Below are 19402 nucleotides of genomic sequence, written 5' to 3' on the forward strand. Positions count from 1 at the left end.
GGAAAAAGGAGCTCCTCTCATGACCGACCTGGCCATCGCGGCGAACGGGCTGCGCAAGTCCTACGGCGACAAGACCGTCCTCGACGGCGTCGACCTGGCCGTCCCGGAAGGGACGATCTTCTCCCTGCTCGGCCCGAACGGCGCCGGCAAGACCACCGCCGTCAAGATCCTCTCCACCCTCATCTCCCCCGACCCCGGCTCCGGCGAGCTCCGCGTCGGCGGCCACGACCTCGCCACCGCCCCGCAGGCCGTGCGCGCCGCGATCGGTGTCACCGGCCAGTTCTCGGCCGTGGACGGTCTGATCACCGGGGAGGAGAACATGCTCCTCATGGCGGACCTGCACCACCTCTCCAAGGGCGAGGGACGGCGGGTCACCGCCGAACTGCTGGAGCGCTTCGACCTGGTCGAGGCCGCGAAGAAGCCCGCGTCCACCTACTCCGGCGGGATGAAGCGCCGCCTCGACATCGCCATGACCCTGGTCGGCAGCCCGCGGATCATCTTCCTCGACGAGCCCACCACCGGCCTCGACCCACGCTCCCGCCACACCATGTGGCAGATCATCCGCGAGCTGGTCTCCGACGGCGTCACCGTATTCCTCACCACCCAGTACCTGGAGGAGGCCGACCAGCTCGCCGACCGCATCGCCGTGCTCCACGACGGCGGGATCGCCGCCGAGGGCACCGCCGAGGAGCTCAAGCGGCTCGTCCCCGGCGGCCACGTACGGCTCCGCTTCTCCGACCCGGCCGCGTACCGGAGCGCCGTCTCCGCGCTGGGCGAGGTCACCCTCCCCCACGCTCGGCTTCGCTCGCGCGGGGGGACCCCCATCGACGAGGCGCTGGCCCTGCAGATCCCCAGCGGCGGCAGCCAGCGCGAACTGCGCTCCGTCCTCGACCGGCTGGACTCGGCCGGCATCGAGGCCGACGAGCTGACCGTGCACACCCCCGACCTCGACGACGTGTTCTTCGCCCTGACCGGCAGCACCAAGGTCCCCACCCAGTCCAAGGAGTCCGTCCGATGAGCACCTTCGCCCTGGCCGTCCGCGACTCGTCCACCATGCTGCGCCGCAACCTCCTGCACGCCCGGCGCTACCCGTCCCTGACCCTGAACCTGCTGCTCACCCCGGTCATGCTCCTGCTGCTCTTCGTCTACATCTTCGGCGACGTGATGAGCGCGGGCATCGGCGGCAGCGACCGCTCCGACTACATCGCCTACATCGTCCCGGGCATCCTGATGATGACCATCGGCGGCACCGTCGTCGGGACCGCGGTGTCCGTCTCCACCGACATGAACGAGGGCATCATCGCCCGCTTCCGCACCATGGCCATCCACCGCGGCTCCGTGCTCGTCGGGCACGTCGTCGGCAGCGTGCTGCAGTGCGTCGCCAGCGTGGTCCTCGTCGGCGCCGTCGCCGTGGCCATCGGCTTCCGCTCCGCCGACGCCTCGGCCCTGGAGTGGCTGGCGGCGTTCGGGCTGCTCGCCCTGTTCTCCCTGGCGCTCACCTGGATCGCGGTCGGCATGGGCCTGGCCAGCCCGAACGCCGAGGCCGCCGCCAACAGCGCACAGCCGCTGATCCTCCTGCCGCTCATCTCCAGCGCCTTCATCCCGGCCGAGACCATGCCGGGCTGGTTCCAGCCGATCGCCGAGTACCAGCCGTTCACCCCCGCCATCGAAACCCTGCGCGGTCTGCTGCTCGGCACCGAGATCGGCACCAACGCCTGGATCGCCGTCGCCTGGTGCCTGGGCCTCGCGATGCTCGGCTACTTCTGGTCGGCCGCGAAGTTCAACGGCGACCCGAAGTAACCGCCGTGACAGCGCGGGCCGGCTCCCGCGGCGCGTCCCACCCGAGGGCGGCGTACACCGACACCCGTCGGCGTGCGCCGCCCGTTCGCGTCGCACACCGCCGTGCGGGTGTCAGTCCGTCGTCCAGGGCCGGAGTTTGTCGGGGTTGAGCACGGCCCAGATGCGTGTGATGCGGTCGCCCGCGACGTCGAACGCCATCACGGACACGGTGACGCCGTCGAGTCGGGCCACCAGGCCGCACTGGCCGTTGACCGTGCGCTCGAGGATCGTCACACCCGGCGGTGCGGCGGCCCGTTCGGTGAGGAAGCGGGCGATCCGCTCGGCGCCCTCGACGGGGTGGAGTGCGGCCGAAGCGAGTCCGCCGCCGTCGCCGGTCGCCGTGGCGTCGGGGGACAGCAGGCCGACGAGGGCGTCGATGTCCTTGGCCTCCCAGGCCCGTTTGAAGGCTCTGACGAGGTCGGCGCGCCGGCCCGCCGGGGCCGCGGGAGGCCGCGCCGCGCCCAGGCGACGGCGGGCCGACGAGGCGAGTTGGCGGCAGGCTCCCGGCGTACGGCCGACGATCTCGGCCACTTCGGCGAAGGAGTAGCGGAAGACGTCGTGCAGGACGAACGCGACGCGCTCGGCCGGGGTCATCGATTCGAGTACGACGAGGAAGGCCATGTTGATCGACTCGTCGAGGGTGACCCGGTCGGCCGGATCGGCCGCATCGGCCGTGGCGTCGCCCCACCGTCCGCTCATCCACTCCGTACGGTCGGGCAGCGGCTCCGGGATCCATTCGCCCACGTAGCGCTCCCGCCTGGCCCGTGCCGAGCCGAGCAGGTCGAGGCAGATGCGGCCGGCGACGGTGGTCAGCCAGCCACCGGGGGACGCGATGCCCTCCCGCTGCCGGGGGACAGGGCGTACCAGCGGGCGTACGTCTCCTGTACGACGTCCTCGGCTTCGGCGAGGGAGCCCAGGAGCCGGTACGCGAGACCGGTCAGCCGACGCCGCTCACGCGTGATCGCGCTCAGGCCCGGATCGGGCGGGCCGTCCCCTGGCTCGGTCGGGGTGGTCATGGTGTCGGCGGCTCCCTCGGTGATGTGTGCCCTCATCGGTACGACGAAACAGCGCACCGCAGTGTGAGGCCGCCGCGTCTCCTCACATTCCGCGGTGCCGTGTCGTCGTACCGGGGAGAGCGTTCCCTTCCCTCCCCCAGGAGTGACCAGGTATGACCACCACGACCAGGCTCGGCGAACTGACCGGCGACTACGTCCTCGACACCGCCCGCACACGCATCGGCTTCACCGCGCGGGCCGCGCTGATCAGCAGGGTGCGCGGGTGGTTCGAGGAGTTCGAGGGCAGCGCGCACCTGGACGGCGACGCCCCGGCGAGGTCCACCGCCCGGCTCACGATCCGGGCGAAGAGCGTCCAGACCCGCAACCGCAAGCGCGACGACCATCTGCGCGGCCCCGACTTCCTCGACGGGGACGGCCACCCGGCCGTCACCTTCGCCTCGACCCGGGTGGAACAGATCGACGGGACCCGCTTCAAGGTCACCGGCGACCTGACCGTCCGCGGTGCGACCAGGCCGGTCACCGTGGACTTCGAGCTGACCGGCGCCGAGAACGACCCACGGGGCACCCACCGGGTCGCCTTCACGGGCAGGGCGACCATCAGCCGCGGGGACTGGGGCGTCGACGGGGCCGCGGGCATGGTCGGCGACAAGGTGACGCTGGAGTTCGACATAGCCGCGGTCCGCCGCGCCGCCTCGTGGCGTCAGTCGTCGTCGGTGTCCAGGTAGAGGCAGAAGGGGTGGCCGGCCGGGTCGAGCAGGACCCTGACGTTGTCCTGCGGCTGGTGGCCGGCCTCCCGTGCGCCGAGTTCGAGGGCGTGGGCCACGGCGGCACGCAGGTCCACGACCTCGAAGTCCAGGTGCGCCGTGATGCGTTGGGCGCCTTCCTCGGCGGGCCAGACCGGCGGGACATGGCGGTCCGAGAACTGGAAGGCGAGGTAGGCCACTCCCTCCGGCGGCGCGACGGCCGCCCCGTCGGGGTCCTCCCTGGCGATCTCCCAGCCCAGCAGCTCCGAGTAGAAACGTGCCAGCGCCCGCGGGTCGGGGGCCTCCAGCACGACACCCCACCAGTCGTGCCTCGACGGGCGAGGCGTTCCGGGATCGTGCCCGGGTCGTCCGCGCATGCTGTCATCCAATCGGGCAAGGGCGAGTGACCTCAAGGGCTCCCGCGGGGCTTTGGGGGCCGCCGCCCTCCGCGGTGGCGTGTCGTAGCCTGTGGGCCATGTTGCGCCGCCTACAGGCTCTGCCGTGGTTCCCCGTGGCGTACGACGTCGCGATCGCGGTGCTGGTGAGCTGGGTGGCCTGGCGCTACGAAGGGGAGAGCGACCGGCTCATCGGCTGGTCGATGGCGCTGACGCTGCTGTTCCGGCGGCGTCGGCCGATGCTGGTGATGGGCCTGGTCGCGGGGCTCGCGGTGGTCCAGTACCTGGTGGCGACCGACCTGGCCGCCTACGACCTGGCGCTGCTCGTCGCGATGGTCTCGGTGGTCACCCACACCCGGACGATGTGGCATGCCTACGCGGCGGGCGCGGTCGTCCTGCTCGGCTCGGTGGTGGCGTTCGGCGGGCTGCTGCCGTTCGGCGGGCCGGTGACCGAGAGCTTCGCCGACATCCTCGCCTTCGGCGGTGTCTGCGCGGCCGTGTGGCTGACCGCCATGGTGCTGCGGACCCGTCAGCTGTACGTGGCCAGCCTGGAGGCGCGGGCGGCCACCGCCGAGCGGGAGCGGGAGCACCTGGTGCGGCTCGCGGCCGCCGAGGAGCGCGCGGAGATCGCCAGGGAGCTGCACGATGTGGTGGCCCACAGTCTGGCGGTGATGATCCTTCAGGCCGACGGGGCCGGCTACGCCCTCAAGTCGGACCCGGAGAAGGCGGGTTCGGCACTGAAGGCGATCGCCGACACCGGCCGTGACGCGCTGGAGGACATGCACCGGATCGTGCGGGTGCTGCGCACCGGCCGGAGCCCCGGCCAGGCGCCGGACACGGACACCGGGCGTCGCCGCGTCTCGCTGGACGACCTGGAGACGGTGGCCGAGCGGGCCCGCGCCGCGGGGCTGAAGGTGGACCTGGCCGTCGAGGGGGACCGGGGCGGGCTGTCGACGGCGGACGGGCTGACCGTGCTGCGGATCGTCCAGGAGAGCCTGACCAACGTGCTGCGGCACGCCGGTCCGGGCGCGCAGGTCGCGATCGCGTTGCGCTTCGACAAGGACGCCGTCCTGGTCAGCGTGGTCGACGACGGGGCCGGCCGGCGGGCCGGCCCCCGGTCCGCGGCGGGGCGGGCCAGTGGCGGGAACGGGCTGGTGGGCATGCGCGAGCGGGTGGAGGTGTCCGGCGGCCGTTTCACCGCGGGGCCGCGCCTGGGCGCGGGATGGCAGGTCGACGCGGAGCTCCCGGTGAGGACGACTGCATGAATGAGGGGACTGTATGAATGAGGCGACTGTATGAATGAGGCGACTGTATGAATGGAACGACTCCATGAATGACATGAGCAGGCCCATCCGGGTCGTCGTGGTGGACGACCAGCCGCTGATCCGGGCGGGGTTCGCGATGGTGCTGGCCGCGCAGAGCGACGTCGAGGTGGTGGGCGAGGCGGAGAACGGCGCGGACGCCCTGGCGTTGCTGGCCCGCACCGAGGCCGACGTCGTCATCATGGACATCCGTATGCCGGTCATGGACGGGGTCGAGGCGACCCAGCGGCTCAGTGAACTACCGGACGGTCCGCGGGTGTTGGTGCTGACCACCTTCGACACCGACGAGGACGCGTTCGCCGCGCTGCAGGCCGGGGCCAGCGGCTTCCTGCTGAAGAACACACCGCCCGAGGAGGTCGTCGCGGCGATCCGGGTCGTGGCGGCCGGCGAGTCCGTCGTGGCCCCGCGCGTCACCCGTCAGCTGCTGGACCGGTTCGCGGGCCGTCTGACGCCGTCACCCCGCCACGACGAGCGGCTGGACCTGCTGACCACCCGCGAACGCGAGGTGCTCGGCCTGGTCGCCGAGGGGCTGTCCAACGGCGAGATCGCCACCCGCCTGTTCATCGCGGAGGCGACCGTGAAGACCCACCTGGGCAAGATCCTCACCAAGCTGGACCTGCGGGACCGGGTGCAAGCCGTGATCTTCGCCTACGACTCGGGGCTCGTCAGCCCCGCGAGCTGACCACGGGCGCCGAAGGAACCGGGACTGCGACCGCGGTCGTAGTCCCGCCCTCTGACTGCGGTTGCACGTCCACCGCGCGGGAATCAGGTTCCGAGCCGATGTGCCGAGCCGCCCGCTCTCCGAGAATTCTCTTCAGTTCCCCGGATTTCCCGGACTACCCGGATTTCCCGGTTTCCGGATTTCCCGGATTTCTCGAATTGCTTCTCGGAGGTCATCATGTCCGCTGTCGCCACCCGCCCCCGCAGGACCAAGGCAATCGTCCTCGGCTCCCTCGTCCTCGCACTCTCCGCCGTGCTCGCGACCGCCGCCGGTTTCTGGTGGCAGGAGCGCAACCGGCCCAGCCAGGCCTCCAAGGCCGATTGCGCGCTGGCGCAGCAGATCGTCGACGACGCCCAGAAGCTCCCCGGCGACAAGGTGGCCGTCGACAAGTGGGAGCAGGACACGATGAAGATGCGCAGGGCGCGGATGAAGGACGGCTACCTCGGCTTCAACGTCGCCCAGTACGAGGAGTGGGCGACCGACAAGGCGAGGGGCGAGGGGACTCCCCCGTCGGACAAGCAGGTGCTGAAGCTGTCGGACAAGGCCAACGAACACTGCGCGGACGCGAAGGTCGCGATCACGTTCCCGCCGCTCGCCTCCTGAACTCCGCGGAAAAGGTATTCGGCTCATGGCTATGGCGCAGGAAATGAAAAAACCCGCGACCGATGACGGGAACATCGCCGCCGCCGCGGATCTGGTCAAGATCTATCGGCAGGGCGAGACGGAGATCAGGGCCCTGGACCGGGTGACCGTCGGCTTCGCCCGGGCCCGCTTCACGGCGATCGCGGGCCCGTCCGGCTCGGGCAAGTCGACGTTGATGCACTGTCTGGCCGGGCTGGACGCGGCCACCTCGGGCCGGGTGGTGCTGGACGGTACGGAGCTGACCGGTCTGTCCGACCGGGCACTGACCCGTGTACGGCGGGACAAGGTCGGCTTCGTCTTCCAGTCGTTCAACCTGCTGCCCCAGTTGACCGCCCTGGAGAACATCGCGCTGCCGGTGACGATGTCCGGCCGGCGCCTGGACCGTGAACTGCTGGACCATCTCGTCGGTGTGCTCGGCATCGGCGACCGGATGTCCCACCGGCCCGGTGAGCTCTCCGGTGGGCAGCAGCAGCGGGTGGCGCTGGCCCGGGCCCTGGTGGCGCGGCCCGCCGTGGTGTTCGCCGACGAGCCCACCGGCAACCTGGACTCGCGGTCGGGCACCGAGGTCCTGGACTTCCTGCGCCGCTCCGTGCGCGACCTCGGCCAGACCGTGGTCATGGTGACGCACGACCCGCGTGCCGCCGCCTGTGCCGACCGCGTGCTCGTCCTCGCCGACGGACGCGTGGTGGACGACGTCGACACGGCGGGCGGCGCCGACGTCGCGCGGGCCCTGCAGAGCGTGGGAACCGTGAGGTGGGACCGATGACCCGTCCGACGCCCCCCACGACGACTCCCCCTACGACCCCCTCGGCGACCCCCTCCTGGCGCGCGAGTGTCCTGGGGTCGCAGCTGGCCGAACTGCTGCGGCGGCCGGGCCGGTTGCTGACCACCGGACTGTCGGTCCTGGTGGCCGCGTTCGTGGTCTTCGCGACCGTCATGGCCCAGCAGATCACGGTGCACACCACTCTCGACCGCTTCCGTGGCACCCCCGAGGGGGTCGGCCTGGTCGCGACCCCCGACGAGGACACGGGGACCAACTTCGACGCGGCCGCGCTGAAGCGGATCCGCGCGCTGCCCGGGGTGGCCGAGGCCACGGGGCGCGTGGACGCCGGCGGGTCGATCGCCGGACGGTTCGACCGCTATCTGAACCTCGAGTCCGACCCCGGTGGCGGACCGCTGTCCCGCGTCCGGCTCGTCGAGGGCGACTATCCCGACGGCGCCCGCGAGATCGCGGTCAACCGTCGCGCCGCCGAGGAACTGGAGCTCTCCCCCGGCAGCCGCACCACCCTGCTGCTGACCGACCCGCAGAATCCGGAGAGGCTCCGGAAGGTCACCTTCACCGTGACCGGCGTGGTGAAGAGCACCGCGACCGCCGAGCAGCAGGCCGGCGGGTACGCCACCGACGCGCACCTCCTGCCGTACGGGCAGTCGCAGGGCTATCCGCGCGTGGACATCCGGGCCGAGGACGGTGTCCTGGCGGCCGAACTGTCCGAGCGGGTGCGGGCCGTGCTCGACAGGACGTCCCCCGGTGCGGTGCTCCGGTCCGGCAGTGCCGTGCGGGCCCAGGAGGAACGCGAGGCGGTGGGCGGGGACCTCGCGGAGATCTTCCGGCTCATCTCCGTGTTCCTGGCCGTGGCGGTGGGTGCCGCCGCCCTGGTCGCCACCTCCACCTTCCGTATCGTCTTCGCGCAGCGGCTGCGGCAGTTGGCGCTGCTGCGCGCCATCGGCGCCCCGCAGGGCCGGCTGGTGACCGCGCTCGCCGTCGAGGGTGCCCTGGTGGGCGCGGTCTCGGGCTCGATCGGGGTGCTGCTGGCGCTGGGCGCCGGGCACCTCGCCCCGTCGGCGGCCCGTCTCCTCGCGGGCCGGGAGCTGTCCGCGCCGGGGTCGCCCCTGTCGTACGCCGTGCTGGTGGTCGTGGGGGCGGTGCTGGTGACGGTCGGCGCGGTGCTCGCCCCCGCCCTGTCGGCGGCCGGGGTGTCACCGCTGCAGGCGCTGCGCGCCGCGGGCACCGTCCCGGGCGAACGCCGGATCCACCCCGCCCGGCTCACCGTCGGAATCCTCCTCGGGGCCCTGGCCGCGGGCCTCGCCGTCCTGCTCGCCCTCGACCTGCCCCAGCCGGGACAACAGGACTACGACCGCGACTTCGGGATGATGGCCACCGTCGCCTCGGCGGGCCTCGCCTTCCTGGCGCTGATCGCGCTCGGTCCGGTGCTGGTCCGCCCCGTGCTGAGCGTGGCCGGGTGGCCGATGCGCCGGCTGGGCACCACCGGTCGGCTGGCCGTCGGCGGTGTCGGCGGCGCCCCGCGCCGGGCCGCGGCCGTCTCCGTGGTCGTCGCCCTCGGGGTCGCGCTGGTCTCCGGTGCCCTCGTCAGCGTGGCCTGCCTCAACGGTTACGTGGAACGTGACGCCGCCGTCACCGCCCCCGCCGACTTCAACGTCTCGGCCGACGCCAAGGGCTGGGACGCCGCCACGGTCCGGCAGTTCGCCGTCTCGCGCGAACTCGCCCACGTCACCGGCTACCGCACCCTCACGGTGACCCTCGGCGACAGGGAGTTCGACGCGTACGACCTGGATCCGGACGCCCTGCCCACCGCCAAGGACATCGACACCGTCACCGGCTCCCTCGGCGCCCTGGGCCCGGGCAGCGCGGTGCTGGGATCCGACCTGGCCGAGACCCTCGGGGTGCGGGCGGGCGACACCTTCACCCTCCCGGCCCGCGGCAACGGTCTCCGGCTGACCGTCGCCGCCACCCTGCCCGGCGACGGGCCGCTCCAGGCGGACGTCCTCGTCGCCCCCGCCGACCTCGACCGGCTGGGCGCCCCCGCACACGCGACCGGCGTCCTCGCCGACGCGGCCGGCGCGGGCCTCGCCGCCCGGGGCGAGGCGCACCGGGCGCTGGAGACCCTGATCCGGACACACGTCCCCGACCCCGACGAGGCCGGCCTGCAGGTCCTGGCCGAATCCCGGGACAACGGCCGGGAGATGGTCGACACCCTCCTCACCACCGCCCTCGGGCTCGTCGCCCTGACGGTCCTCATCGCGGTCGTCGGCGTCACCACGACCACCAGCCTGACCGCGATCGAACGCACCCGTGAGTTCGGGCTGCTGCGCGCGCTGGGCCTGGGCGGCGGCGCACTGCGCCGGACCATCACCCTGGAGGCCGGCCTGTACGGCGTCCTCGGCGGCGTCCTCGGCCTGGCCCTCGGCGTCCCCTACGCCTGGCTACTCGTCCGCAACACCCTCAGCGAGGCCCCCCTACGCCTCCCGGCCACCCACCTCCTCCTGCTCTTCACCGGCCTCACCACCCTCACCGCCCTCGCCGCCCTACTCCCCGCCCGCCACACAACCCACGCCACCCCGATGACGGCGCTGGGCGACACGGAGTGAGCCGCGTAGCGGCGGGCCGGGCCGGTCAGGTCCGTCCCGGCCCGCCACGCTGTCCAACCTGGGCCAACTCGGACAGGCTCGGCCCGACTCGGGCCCGAGCCGCGGCGGCGGAGGCCAGGACGGTCTCATCCCGACCCCCACCACGGCCTCCCGCCCCAGCCAACTCGGGGGCGGGCCGACTCGGGCAGCCCGACTCGGGCGGGCTCGGCCGACTCGGGCCCGCCCCCGCCGACTCGCGGGCTCACGCCCGCTGACGTCGGCTCAGGCTCCCACGTACGCCGCGAGGTGTTCGCCCGTGAGGGTCGAGTGAGCTGTTGCCAGGTCGGTGGGGGTGCCCTCATAGACGATGCGGCCGCCGTCGTGGCCCGCGCCGGGACCGAGGTCGATGATCCAGTCGGCGTGGGCCATGACCGCCGGGTGGTGTTCGACGACGATGACCGACTTGCCGGAGTCGACCAGGCGGTCGAGGAGGCCGAGGAGTTGCTCGACGTCGGCGAGGTGGAGGCCGGCGGTCGGCTCGTCGAGGACGTAGATGCCGCCCTTGTCGGCCATGTGGGTGGCCAGCTTGAGGCGCTGCCGCTCGCCGCCGGAGAGGGTGGTGAGCGGCTGACCGAGGGTCAGGTAGCCGAGGCCGACGTCGGCGAGCCGGGCGAGGATCCGCTGCGCGGCCGGGGTGTGCGCCTCGCCGGCGCCGAAGAACTCCTCGGCCTCGGTCACCGACATCGCCAGCACCTCGGTGATGTCCCGGCCGCCGAGATGGTGGTGGAGGACCGCCGCCTGGAAGCGCCGCCCCTCGCAGTCCTCGCAGGTCGTGGAGACGCCGGCCATCATCGCCAGGTCGGTGTAGACGACGCCGGCGCCGTTGCAGGTGGGGCAGGCGCCCTCGGAGTTGGCGCTGAACAGGGCCGGCTTGACGCCGTTGGCCTTGGCGAACGCCTTGCGGATCGGGTCGAGCAGTCCGGTGTAGGTGGCCGGGTTGCTGCGTCGCGAGCCGCGGATCGGCGCCTGGTCCACCGAGACCACGCCCTCGCCGGCGGGGATCGAGCCGTGGATCAGGGAGCTCTTGCCGGAGCCCGCGACGCCGGTGACGACGGTCAGTACGCCGAGCGGGATGTCGACGTCGACGCCGCGGAGGTTGTGGGTCGTGGCGCCGCGGATCTCCAGCTTCCCGGTCGGTGTGCGGACCGACTCCTTGAGGGCGGCCCGGTCGTCGAGATGGCGGCCGGTGACGGTGTCGCCGGACCGCAGCCCCTCGACGGTTCCCTCGAAGCAGACGGTGCCGCCCGCCGTGCCGGCGCCGGGGCCGAGGTCGACGACGTGGTCGGCGATCGCGATCACCTGCGGCTTGTGCTCCACGACGAGCACCGTGTTGCCCTTGTCCCGCAGCCGCAGCAGCAGGTCGTTCATCCGCTGGATGTCATGGGGGTGCAGGCCGGTGGTGGGCTCGTCGAAGACGTAGGTGACGTCGGTGAGGGAGGAGCCGAGGTGGCGGATCATCTTCACGCGCTGTGCCTCGCCGCCGGAGAGGGTGCCCGCCGGCCGGTCGAGGGCGAGGTAGCCGAGGCCGATCTCCGCGAAGGAGTCGAGGGTCTGCTGCAGTGCGGTGAGCAGCGGCGCCACCGACGGCTCGGACAGCGTGCGGACCCAGCCGGCGAGGTCGCTGATCTGCATCGCGCAGGCGTCGGCGATGCTCAGCCCGTCGATCTTCGACGAGCGGGCGCCCTCACCGAGGCGGGTGCCGTCGCAGTCGGGGCAGACGGTGAAGGTCATCGCCCGCTCCACGAACGCGCGCACATGCGGCTGCAGCGCGTCGACGTCCTTGGACAGCATCGACTTCTGGATCTTCGGGATCAGTCCCTCGTAGGTGAGGTTGATGCCCTCGACCTTGATCTTGGTCGGCTCCTTGTGGAGGAGGTCGTGCAACTCCCGCTTGGTGTACCGGCGGATCGGCTTGTCCGGGTCGAAGAAGCCGGAGCCCTTGAAGATGCGGCCGTACCAGCCGTCCATGCTGTAGCCGGGGACGGTGAGGGCGCCCTCGTTGAGGGACTTGCTGTCGTCGTACAGCTGGGTCAGGTCGATGTCGGTGACCGAGCCGCGGCCCTCGCAGCGCGGGCACATGCCGCCGAGGCGGGAGAACGTCGCCTTCACCGCCTTCCGGGCGCCGCGCTCGACGGTGATCGCGCCGCTCGCGTGGACCGAGGCGGTGTTGAAGGAGAAGGCGCTGGGCGGGCCGATGTGCGGGGTCCCGAGCCGGCTGAAGAGGATGCGCAGCATCGCGTGGGCGTCGGTGGCGGTGCCGACCGTGGAGCGGGGGTCGGTGCCCAGGCGCTGCTGGTCGACGATGATCGCCGTCGTCAGCCCGTCGAGCACGTCGACCTCGGGCCGGGCCAGGGTGGGCATGAAGCCCTGCACGAACGCGCTGTACGTCTCGTTGATCAGCCGCTGCGACTCCGCGGCGATCGTGCCGAACACCAGCGAGCTCTTGCCCGAGCCGGAGATGCCGGTGAACACCGTGAGGCGGCGCTTCGGGATCTCGACGCTGACGTCCTTGAGGTTGTTCACGCGCGCGCCGTGCACACGGATCAGATCGTGACTGTCGGCGAGGTGCGGTTCCACGGTGAGGGCCATGCGGCTCACGCTACGGGCGGGGGCCCCGCTTTCGCTTCTCCATTCCTGACCGGCCGCGTATGGATCTTGGCGTAGCAGGCCGGGACGTCGGCGCCCTCGTCATGGCTGCGGGCCCGGTAGGCGCTCGGGGTCTCGCCGACCAGCTCGGTGAACCGCGAGCTGAACGACCCGAGCGAGGTGCAGCCGACGGCGAAGCAGACCTCCGTGACCGTCAGGTCGCCCCGCCGCAGCAGCGCCTTGGCGCGCTCGATCCGGCGGGTCATGAGGTAGCTGTACGGGGTCTCCCCGAAGGCGGCGCGGAAGCTGCGGGAGAAGTGGCCGGGCGACATGAGGGCGACCCGCGCCAGGGCCGGGACGTCGAGCGGCTCGGCGTAGTCGCGGTCCATCGCGTCGCGGGCCCGGCGCAGCCGGGCGAGGTCCTCCAACTCCACGGGACCACCCTCCCACAGGGGCGGGCGCCGCAGGGGCCGACGGCGTGGCGGCGGACAATACGGGAGGTTACTGATGGTTTCGTTCTGTTATGGGCGTAAACAAGGGCGTGAACAAGGGCGAACGCACAGGAGGAAACCAGCCCCAGGAAGCCGACGTGCTGCGGACCATGCTGCGTCGGCCGGAGTACCTCAGGGCGCTGGTGTTCTGCGGACTGATCGGTGTCCCGGTGGCGCTGGTCGCGTTCTGGTTCCTCGTGGCGGTCCACGAGCTGGAGGAGCTGATCTGGACGGACTGGCCCCGGGACCTGGGCTGGGACGAGGCGCCCTGGTGGTGGGGGCTGCCGTTGCTGACGGTGGCCGGGCTCCTCGTGGGTCTGGTGGTCGCGCGGCTGCCCGGGCGGGGCGGACACATCCCGGCGGGCGGGCTGCACGCGGGCGGGGTCACCAAGGAGGCCCTGCCCGGTGTCCTCGTGGCCGCGCTGGTCGGTCTGCCGCTCGGGGTCGTGCTCGGGCCCGAGGCGCCTTTGATCGCCATGGGCGGCGGTCTGGCGCTGCTGTTCGCGAGCCTGACCCGGGCGCCGCAGACCGAGGCGAGCGCCGGACTGCTCGGTGCGGCCGGCGCCGCGGCGTCGATCTCGGCGCTCTTCGGGAACCCGTTGGTGGGCGCGGTGCTGCTGATGGAGGTGGCCGGGGTGGGCGGTCCACAGCTGTTCGCGGTGATGCTGCCGGCCCTGCTGGCCAGCGGGGTCGGTGACCTGATCTTCACCGGGTTCGTCCACTGGACCGGCTTCGAGACCGGGAGCCTGGACATCGGGCTGCCGACGCCGCCGCCGCTCGACTGGGCGGACGTGCTGTGGGCTCTGCTGATCGCGCCGGTCCTCGCGTACTTCGTCCACTGGGTGTTCGTGGGCGGACGGTACGCGGCCGGTTTCGTGGCGACGCGGACCGTACGGAACACCACCCTGTGCGCCTTGGGAGCGGGGGGCTGCATCACGCTCTACGCGGTCACCACCGGCCGCTCGCCGGCCGAGGCCGCCCTGTCCGGGGAGACCACCCTGGGCGAGCTGGCGCAGGACCCGCACGCCTGGTCGGTGGGCGCCCTGGTCGCGGTGCTGGCGTTCAAGGGCCTCGCCTACGCGTTCTGTCTGGGCAGCCTGCGCGGTGGCCCCGTCTTCCCCGCGCTGTTCCTGGGCGGGGCGGCCGGGGCCCTGCTGGCGCCGCTGCCCGGGCTCGGCCTGGTGCCGGCGATGGCGGTCGGGATGGCGGCCTCGGTGACCGCGGCGCTGCGGGTGCCCGTCAGCAGTGTGGTCCTGGTCGTGCTGCTGCTGGGCAACGTGGACACGGTGGCGCTGGTGGTGCTGGCCGCCGTCGTGTCGTTCGTCGTCGCCCAGCTGCTGCCGCAGGGCCCGCCGATCCCCGCGTTCAGCGAGCGGCCTGCCGGTCGAGCGCCTCGTCCAGGGTCGCCGCGGCCATGATGAGCGACAGGTGGGTGAACGCCTGCGGGAAGTTGCCCAGTTGCTCGCCGCTGGGGCCGATCTCCTCCGCGAACAGGCCGACGTGGTTGGCGTACGAATGCATCTTCTCGAACGTGTAGCGGGCCTGCGGGAGCCGGCCGGACCGGGCGAGGGCGTCGACGTAGAGGTAGGTGCACAGGCTGAACGTGCCCTCCGAGCCGCGCAGTCCGTCGGGGGAGGCCGCCGGGTCGTAGCGGTAGACCAGGCTGTCGGAGACCAGCCGCTGGTCGATGGCGTCGAGGGTGGACAGCCAGCCGGGACTGCGCGGGGCGATGAAGCCCACCCGGGGGGCGAGCAGCAGCGAGGCGTCCAGGACGTCACCGCCGTAGTGCTGGACCAGGGCCTGCTCCTTCTGGCTCCAGCCGCGCTCCATGACCTCCTCCAGGATCGCGTCCCGGGCCCGGGTCCAGCGCTGGGTGTCGGCGGGCCGTCTGAACTTCTCGGCCATCTTGAGGCAGTTGTCCAGGGCCGCCCAGCACATCACCCGGCTGTAGGTGAAGTCCTTGCGTCCGCCGCGGGTCTCCCAGACGCCCTCGTCGGGCCGGTCCCAGTGCTCGGTGAGCCAGTCCATCAGCCGGGAGAGTCCCTTCCAGCCGTGGTAGCCCACCTGCTGGCCGATCTCCTCGATGCCCTCGGACATGGCGTAGAAGACCTCGCCGTAGATGTCCAGCTGGAGCTGGTCGGCGGCCCCGTTCCCGGCGCGTACGGGCCTGGAGCCGCGGTAGCCCTCGAAGTGGTCGAGGGTCTCCTCCGCCAGCTGCGGGTCCCCGTCGACCCGGTACATGATCTGCAGCGGTTCCCCGCCCGATCCGGCGCGGTCGCGCAGCCGGTCCCCGAGCCAGCGGACGAACTGGGCGGCCTCCTCCACGAATCCCAGGTCGAGCAGGGCCCGGACGGACAGTGAGCCGTCGCGCACCCAGGTGTACCGGTAGTCCCAGTTGCGTTCCCCGCCGACCTGTTCGGGCAGGCCCATCGTCGCGGCGGCGACCGGGGCGCCGGTCGGCGCGTAGGTGAGCAGTTTGAGGGTGATGGCGGAGCGGTTCACCATGTCCGGCCAGCGGCCGCGGTAGCGGGAGGTGCGCACCCAGTTCTGCCAGAACTCGATGGCGTCCCACATGTCCTGGTCGGCCGAGTCCACGGTGGGCGGCGGCGGTGGCTCGCCGTCCCGGCCGCACACGGTGAACACGGCGGCCGCCGACTGGCCCGCGTCCAGGGTGACCGTGGCCCGGACGTCGTTCTCGTCCCGCTCCAACGGGAACGTGGCCCGCAGGTACGCGGTGGTGCCCGGCGCCCGGAACGCGGCGAGCCCGTCGGTCAGGTCGAGGTCGTGGCCGGCCCGGGCGTAGTCGAAGCGGGGACGGCACTCCAGGGCGTAGCGCACGGTGCCGCGCACGGTCCGCACGATCCGCACCAGCGTGTGCCGGTCGGACGGGGTCCGCGAGCGGATGACCGGCATGTGGTCGATGACCTCGCCGACGCCGTCGGGCGACAGGAAGCGGGTCACGACGACGGCGCTGTCCGGGTAGTAGATCTGCCGGCGGGTCGCCTCGGGGGTGGTGGGCGCGAACAGGAAGTGTCCGCCGCCGTCGTGGTCCAGCAGGGACGCGAAGACGCTCGGGGAGTCGAAGCGCGGTGCCGCGAACCAGTCGATCACTCCCTCGGAGGTCACCAGGGCGGCGGTCTGCAGGTCCCCGATGAGTCCGTGCTCGGCGATGGGCGGGTAGCGATCCATGGCCGGTCTCCCTTCACGCCGCCTCTGCGGCCACCCGTCCCGCCTCGACGGCGTCGAGGAGGGCTTGGTGGTCCTTCTCGTTCTGGTCGGCGTACAGCTCGGCGAAGGTCGCCAGCGCCCGGTCGAAGACGTCACCGCCGCCCAGGTAGGCGGCGATCGCGATGCGGTCGCCGGAGCGGGCGTGGGCGCGGGCCAGGGTGGCGCCGCACAGCTGCCCGAACAGGGCCATCCGCTTCGGCGACATGTTCTCGGACACGGCGATGCCCTTCCAGTCGCGCAACTGGCGGACGTAGAAGTCCCGTCGGCGGCCGTCGATGCCGGTGACGCGTTCCCAGCCCAGGAAGATGTCGCTGGTGGCCTGCATCAGCCGCTGCCCGGCGACGACCCGCTCGCCCTGGGTGCGGAACCCGCTGGCGCCTGCGTAGGGCGCCAGGACCGACTCGTCGGCCTCCTTCGCCTGCAGGAACAGCGGGTCCTCGTCGTCCCGGCCGAGCAGCAGGATGATCCAGCAGCGGGTGCCGACGCTGCCCACGCCGACGACCTTGCGGGCGATGTCGGCGACACGGTAGGTCTCCAGGAGGAACCGGCGGTCGGACGGCAGGGACTGGCCGTACCGCTCGACGAGCCGGGTGATCTCCCGCTCCAGCGCGCCGCCCTCGCCCTTCGGGAACAGGTTGTCGAGCCGGATCAGCAGCGGCGGGTCGTCGGTGATCCTGCGCCTGCCGTCGACGACATGGGTGAGCTTGTCGAAGACCTGCAGCGTGTCGTGCCCGCGCGCCCGCTCCCGGGTCTCCGCCCAGCGCTCGCGGGTCTTGGCGTCGAGGTCCACGCCGAACTGCTGCTGGAGCTCGTCCGCCTCGAAGCGGGTGTACCAGACCTCGAGATTGGTCATCGCCGCGAACTCCCGCATCCGCTCGCGGTACGACCGTACGGCGGCCCGCACCACCGCCGCCCGCTCCTTGGCGCGGAAGCCGTTGGCGCGGCCCGCGATGACCAGGCTGGCCGACAGCCGCTTGACGTCCCACTCCCACGGGCCGGGCAGGGTCTCGTCGAAGTCGTTGATGTCGAACATCAGCCGGCGTTCCGGCGAGGCCAGCAGCCGGAAGTTCAGCATGTGCGCGTCGCCGCAGCACTGCACCCTGAGGCCGGTGCGGGGGGTCTCGGCGAGGTCCGCGGCCATGATGGCGGCGGCTCCCCGGTAGAAGCGGAACGGCGACTCGCTCATCCTGCCGTAGCGGATCGGTACGAGTTCCTGGACCCGCTTCGCGGACTGCGTCTCGATGATGTCCACCGGATCGGTGCGCTTGGGGGGTGGCGTGAACTCGGCGTGCGCGGAGCGCGGTACGTCGGACCGGGCGGCCCTGCCGCGTTCTGCTCGTTCCTTGGGGGTGCGGTGGCGCAGGTCGTGGCCGGTGGGGTTGTGCTCGCTCATTGCACACGCTCCGCGATGTGGTCGCCGACGCGCAGGGCGTTGGCGATGGCCGTCAGCGACGGATTGACCGCCCCTATGCTCGGGAAGAAGCTCGTGTCGACGACGTAGAGGTTGTCGAGGTCGTGGGCCCTGCAGTGGACGTCGAGCGCCGAGCTCGCCGGGTCACTGCCGAAGCGGACGGTCCCCGCCTGGTGTGCCGTGGCGCCGATGGGCATGCCCTTGTGCAGGTAGATGCTGTGCGGCAGCAGGTGGTGTTCGTGCATCCCGAGACGGCCGAGCAGGTGCTGCAGCTTGTGCCGCAGCCGGTTCAGCCCGGCGGTGTTGTTCCTCTCGTCCAGGGTGAGGTGGACGGCGCCGTCCCGGTCGAGGGTGACGCGGTTGCCGGGGGCGGGCAGGTCCTCCCCGCACAGCCAGAAGTCGACCGCGTGGTGGGCGAGCACCTCGAAGGGCATGTCCGGCGTGACCGTGCCGGCCCAGCGGGGCGCCTCCCCGTGGATCTGCTCGGCGTCCGACTTGCCGAGCATCTGGATGCCCCCGAGGGGGAAGTCCCAGTCGTCGGCGCCCAGATACCAGTCGTGCAGGGCGAGCGTCTTCTGGAACCGGGTGTCGTTGGGCTCCCTGGACACGGCCATCAGCGCCAGGTTGTTGTGCCGCATGTAGTGCCGGCCCACCACGCCCGAGCTGTTGGCCAGCCCGTCCGGATGCCGGTCGCCGGCCGAACGCAGCAGCAGTACGGCGGAGTTGACCGCGCCGCAGGCGACGACCACGATGTCCGCGCCGAACCGCTCGGTCGAGCCGTCCCGCAGCACCGCCTCGACCGTGGTGACGCTCCGTCCGGCCGGGTCCGTGACGAGCCGCCGGACCTCGGCGCCGGTGACCAGCTCCACGTTGTCGTGGCGCAGCGCGGGGTCGACACAGACGACCTGGGCGTCGGACTTCGCGCCCATCAGGCAGGGGAAGCCGTCGACGCGGTCGCAGCGGATGCACACGCTGTCGTGGGTCGGCGCGCCCCGCTCGTCCTGGGTGAGGTTCACCCCGATCGGGAGATGGAAGGGGTGCAGCCCCTGCTTCTCCAGGTCGTCGCTCAACTGCTGGATGCGCGGCTCGTGCTGGACCGGTTCATGGGCGTACTGCGCGCTCGTCGGCCCCTCGGTGGGATCCTCGCCGTGCCGGCCGTGCACCAGGTAGAGGTGCTCGGCCTCGGTGTAGTACGGCTCCAGGTCCTCGTACCGCAGCGGCCAGGCGGGCGAGACTCCGTCGTGGTGGCGCAGCTCGCCGAAATCCTCCGGGCGCAGCCGGAACAGCGCGGCGCCGTAGAACTTGGTGTTGCCGCCGACGTAGTAATTGACCTCCGGCGGGAACGGGTTTCCGTGTTTGTCGTACCAGAATTCGGGGGCGCGGTATCTGCCCCGGACGAAGACCGCGGTGGAATCCCAGTTGTCCCGTTCACGGGGGAGATAGTCACCCCGTTCGAGCAGGAGGACTCTTTTGCCCGTGGGCGCCAGTCGATGGGCGAGGGTGCCGCCGCCCGCGCCGGTGCCGATGACGATGACGTCGTAGTGCCGCGCGTCGGACATACCGGCCGCCGTTCTCGGAGCGT

General features: G+C 72.0%; 15 protein-coding genes and 1 pseudogene. 9 read left to right on the forward strand and 7 right to left on the reverse strand.

Going from position 1 to position 19402, the window contains the following annotated elements; all coding sequences use genetic code 11:
- Positions 1-19: 19 nt before the first annotated feature.
- Positions 20-1018 (forward strand): ATP-binding cassette domain-containing protein, encoded by a 999-nt coding sequence (locus ACIRF9_RS15765; protein WP_403821329.1) that lies wholly within the window; start codon positions 20-22, stop codon positions 1016-1018.
- On the forward strand, positions 1015-1800 hold the full coding sequence (locus tag ACIRF9_RS15770) for an ABC transporter permease (protein ID WP_403821332.1): 786 nt from the start codon (positions 1015-1017) through the stop codon (positions 1798-1800). Before ACIRF9_RS15765 ends, ACIRF9_RS15770 begins: the two co-directional genes overlap by 4 nt.
- A gap of 111 nt (positions 1801-1911) precedes the next feature.
- Here ACIRF9_RS15770 and sigJ read toward each other — a convergent pair.
- Positions 1912-2855, reverse strand: a pseudogene (gene sigJ, locus ACIRF9_RS15775) (RNA polymerase sigma factor SigJ).
- 152 nt (positions 2856-3007) lie between these two features.
- Here sigJ and ACIRF9_RS15780 point away from each other — a divergent pair.
- Positions 3008-3580: a YceI family protein gene (locus ACIRF9_RS15780; protein WP_403821334.1), complete on the forward strand. Its 573-nt coding sequence runs from the start codon at positions 3008-3010 to the stop codon at positions 3578-3580.
- Here the strand turns inward: ACIRF9_RS15780 and ACIRF9_RS15785 are convergent.
- The gene (locus ACIRF9_RS15785) at positions 3556-3975 is read right to left on the reverse strand and encodes a VOC family protein (RefSeq protein ID WP_403821336.1); all 420 of its coding nucleotides are present in this window, start codon (positions 3973-3975) and stop codon (positions 3556-3558) included. The two genes, ACIRF9_RS15780 and ACIRF9_RS15785, sit on opposite strands and share 25 nt — an antisense overlap.
- 98 nt (positions 3976-4073) lie before the next feature.
- Between ACIRF9_RS15785 and ACIRF9_RS15790 the strand changes: the two genes are divergently transcribed.
- The 5 genes from ACIRF9_RS15790 to ACIRF9_RS15810 all read left to right on the forward strand — a co-directional run bounded on the left by ACIRF9_RS15790 (position 4074) and on the right by ACIRF9_RS15810 (position 10065).
- Positions 4074-5258, forward strand: coding sequence for a sensor histidine kinase (locus ACIRF9_RS15790; protein ID WP_403821338.1), 1185 nt, complete (start codon positions 4074-4076; stop codon positions 5256-5258).
- Between the two features lie 64 nt (positions 5259-5322).
- Entirely contained in the window at positions 5323-5997 is a 675-nt protein-coding gene (locus ACIRF9_RS15795; RefSeq protein ID WP_403821341.1) for a response regulator, read from the forward strand.
- A 216-nt stretch (positions 5998-6213) separates the two neighbouring features.
- Positions 6214-6639 (forward strand): hypothetical protein, encoded by a 426-nt coding sequence (locus ACIRF9_RS15800; protein WP_403821343.1) that lies wholly within the window; start codon positions 6214-6216, stop codon positions 6637-6639.
- A 43-nt stretch (positions 6640-6682) separates the two neighbouring features.
- On the forward strand, positions 6683-7444 hold the full coding sequence (locus tag ACIRF9_RS15805; RefSeq protein WP_403821346.1) for an ABC transporter ATP-binding protein: 762 nt from the start codon (positions 6683-6685) through the stop codon (positions 7442-7444).
- The gene (locus ACIRF9_RS15810) at positions 7441-10065 is read left to right on the forward strand and encodes an FtsX-like permease family protein (protein WP_403821348.1); all 2625 of its coding nucleotides are present in this window, start codon (positions 7441-7443) and stop codon (positions 10063-10065) included. The genes ACIRF9_RS15805 and ACIRF9_RS15810 overlap by 4 nt, the downstream gene beginning before the upstream one ends.
- A 261-nt stretch (positions 10066-10326) precedes the next feature.
- Here the strand turns inward: ACIRF9_RS15810 and ACIRF9_RS15815 are convergent, their stop codons facing one another.
- Positions 10327-12693: an ATP-binding cassette domain-containing protein gene (locus ACIRF9_RS15815; protein WP_403821351.1), complete on the reverse strand. Its 2367-nt coding sequence runs from the start codon at positions 12691-12693 to the stop codon at positions 10327-10329.
- A gap of 5 nt (positions 12694-12698) precedes the next feature.
- The gene (locus ACIRF9_RS15820; RefSeq protein WP_403821354.1) at positions 12699-13124 is read right to left on the reverse strand and encodes a helix-turn-helix domain-containing protein; all 426 of its coding nucleotides are present in this window, start codon (positions 13122-13124) and stop codon (positions 12699-12701) included.
- Between the two features lie 167 nt (positions 13125-13291).
- On the opposite strand from ACIRF9_RS15820, the gene ACIRF9_RS15825 reads away from it, so the two are divergent.
- Positions 13292-14599, forward strand: coding sequence for a chloride channel protein (locus ACIRF9_RS15825; protein ID WP_403822409.1), 1308 nt, complete (start codon positions 13292-13294; stop codon positions 14597-14599).
- On the opposite strand, the gene ACIRF9_RS15830 is transcribed toward ACIRF9_RS15825, so the two are convergent.
- From ACIRF9_RS15830 to ACIRF9_RS15840, 3 genes are read right to left on the reverse strand one after another with little or no spacing between them, the layout of a single operon-like run.
- Positions 14547-16370 carry a glycoside hydrolase family 15 protein gene (locus ACIRF9_RS15830; RefSeq protein WP_403821357.1) on the reverse strand — a complete coding sequence of 608 codons (1824 nt, stop codon included), beginning with the start codon at positions 16368-16370 and terminating at the stop codon, positions 14547-14549. The genes ACIRF9_RS15825 and ACIRF9_RS15830 overlap by 53 nt on opposite strands.
- Positions 16371-16383: 13 nt before the next feature.
- A complete protein-coding gene (locus tag ACIRF9_RS15835) occupies positions 16384-17802 on the reverse strand; it encodes a DUF2252 domain-containing protein (protein ID WP_403821359.1) in 1419 nt (472 codons plus the stop codon).
- Entirely contained in the window at positions 17799-19379 is a 1581-nt protein-coding gene (locus ACIRF9_RS15840) for a GMC oxidoreductase (protein ID WP_403821362.1), read from the reverse strand. Before ACIRF9_RS15840 ends, ACIRF9_RS15835 begins: the two co-directional genes overlap by 4 nt.
- Positions 19380-19402: the final 23 nt, after the last annotated feature.

This window comes from Streptomyces sp. NPDC096132 (genome assembly GCF_044763345.1).
In the GTDB taxonomy this organism is placed as follows: domain Bacteria; phylum Actinomycetota; class Actinomycetes; order Streptomycetales; family Streptomycetaceae; genus Streptomyces.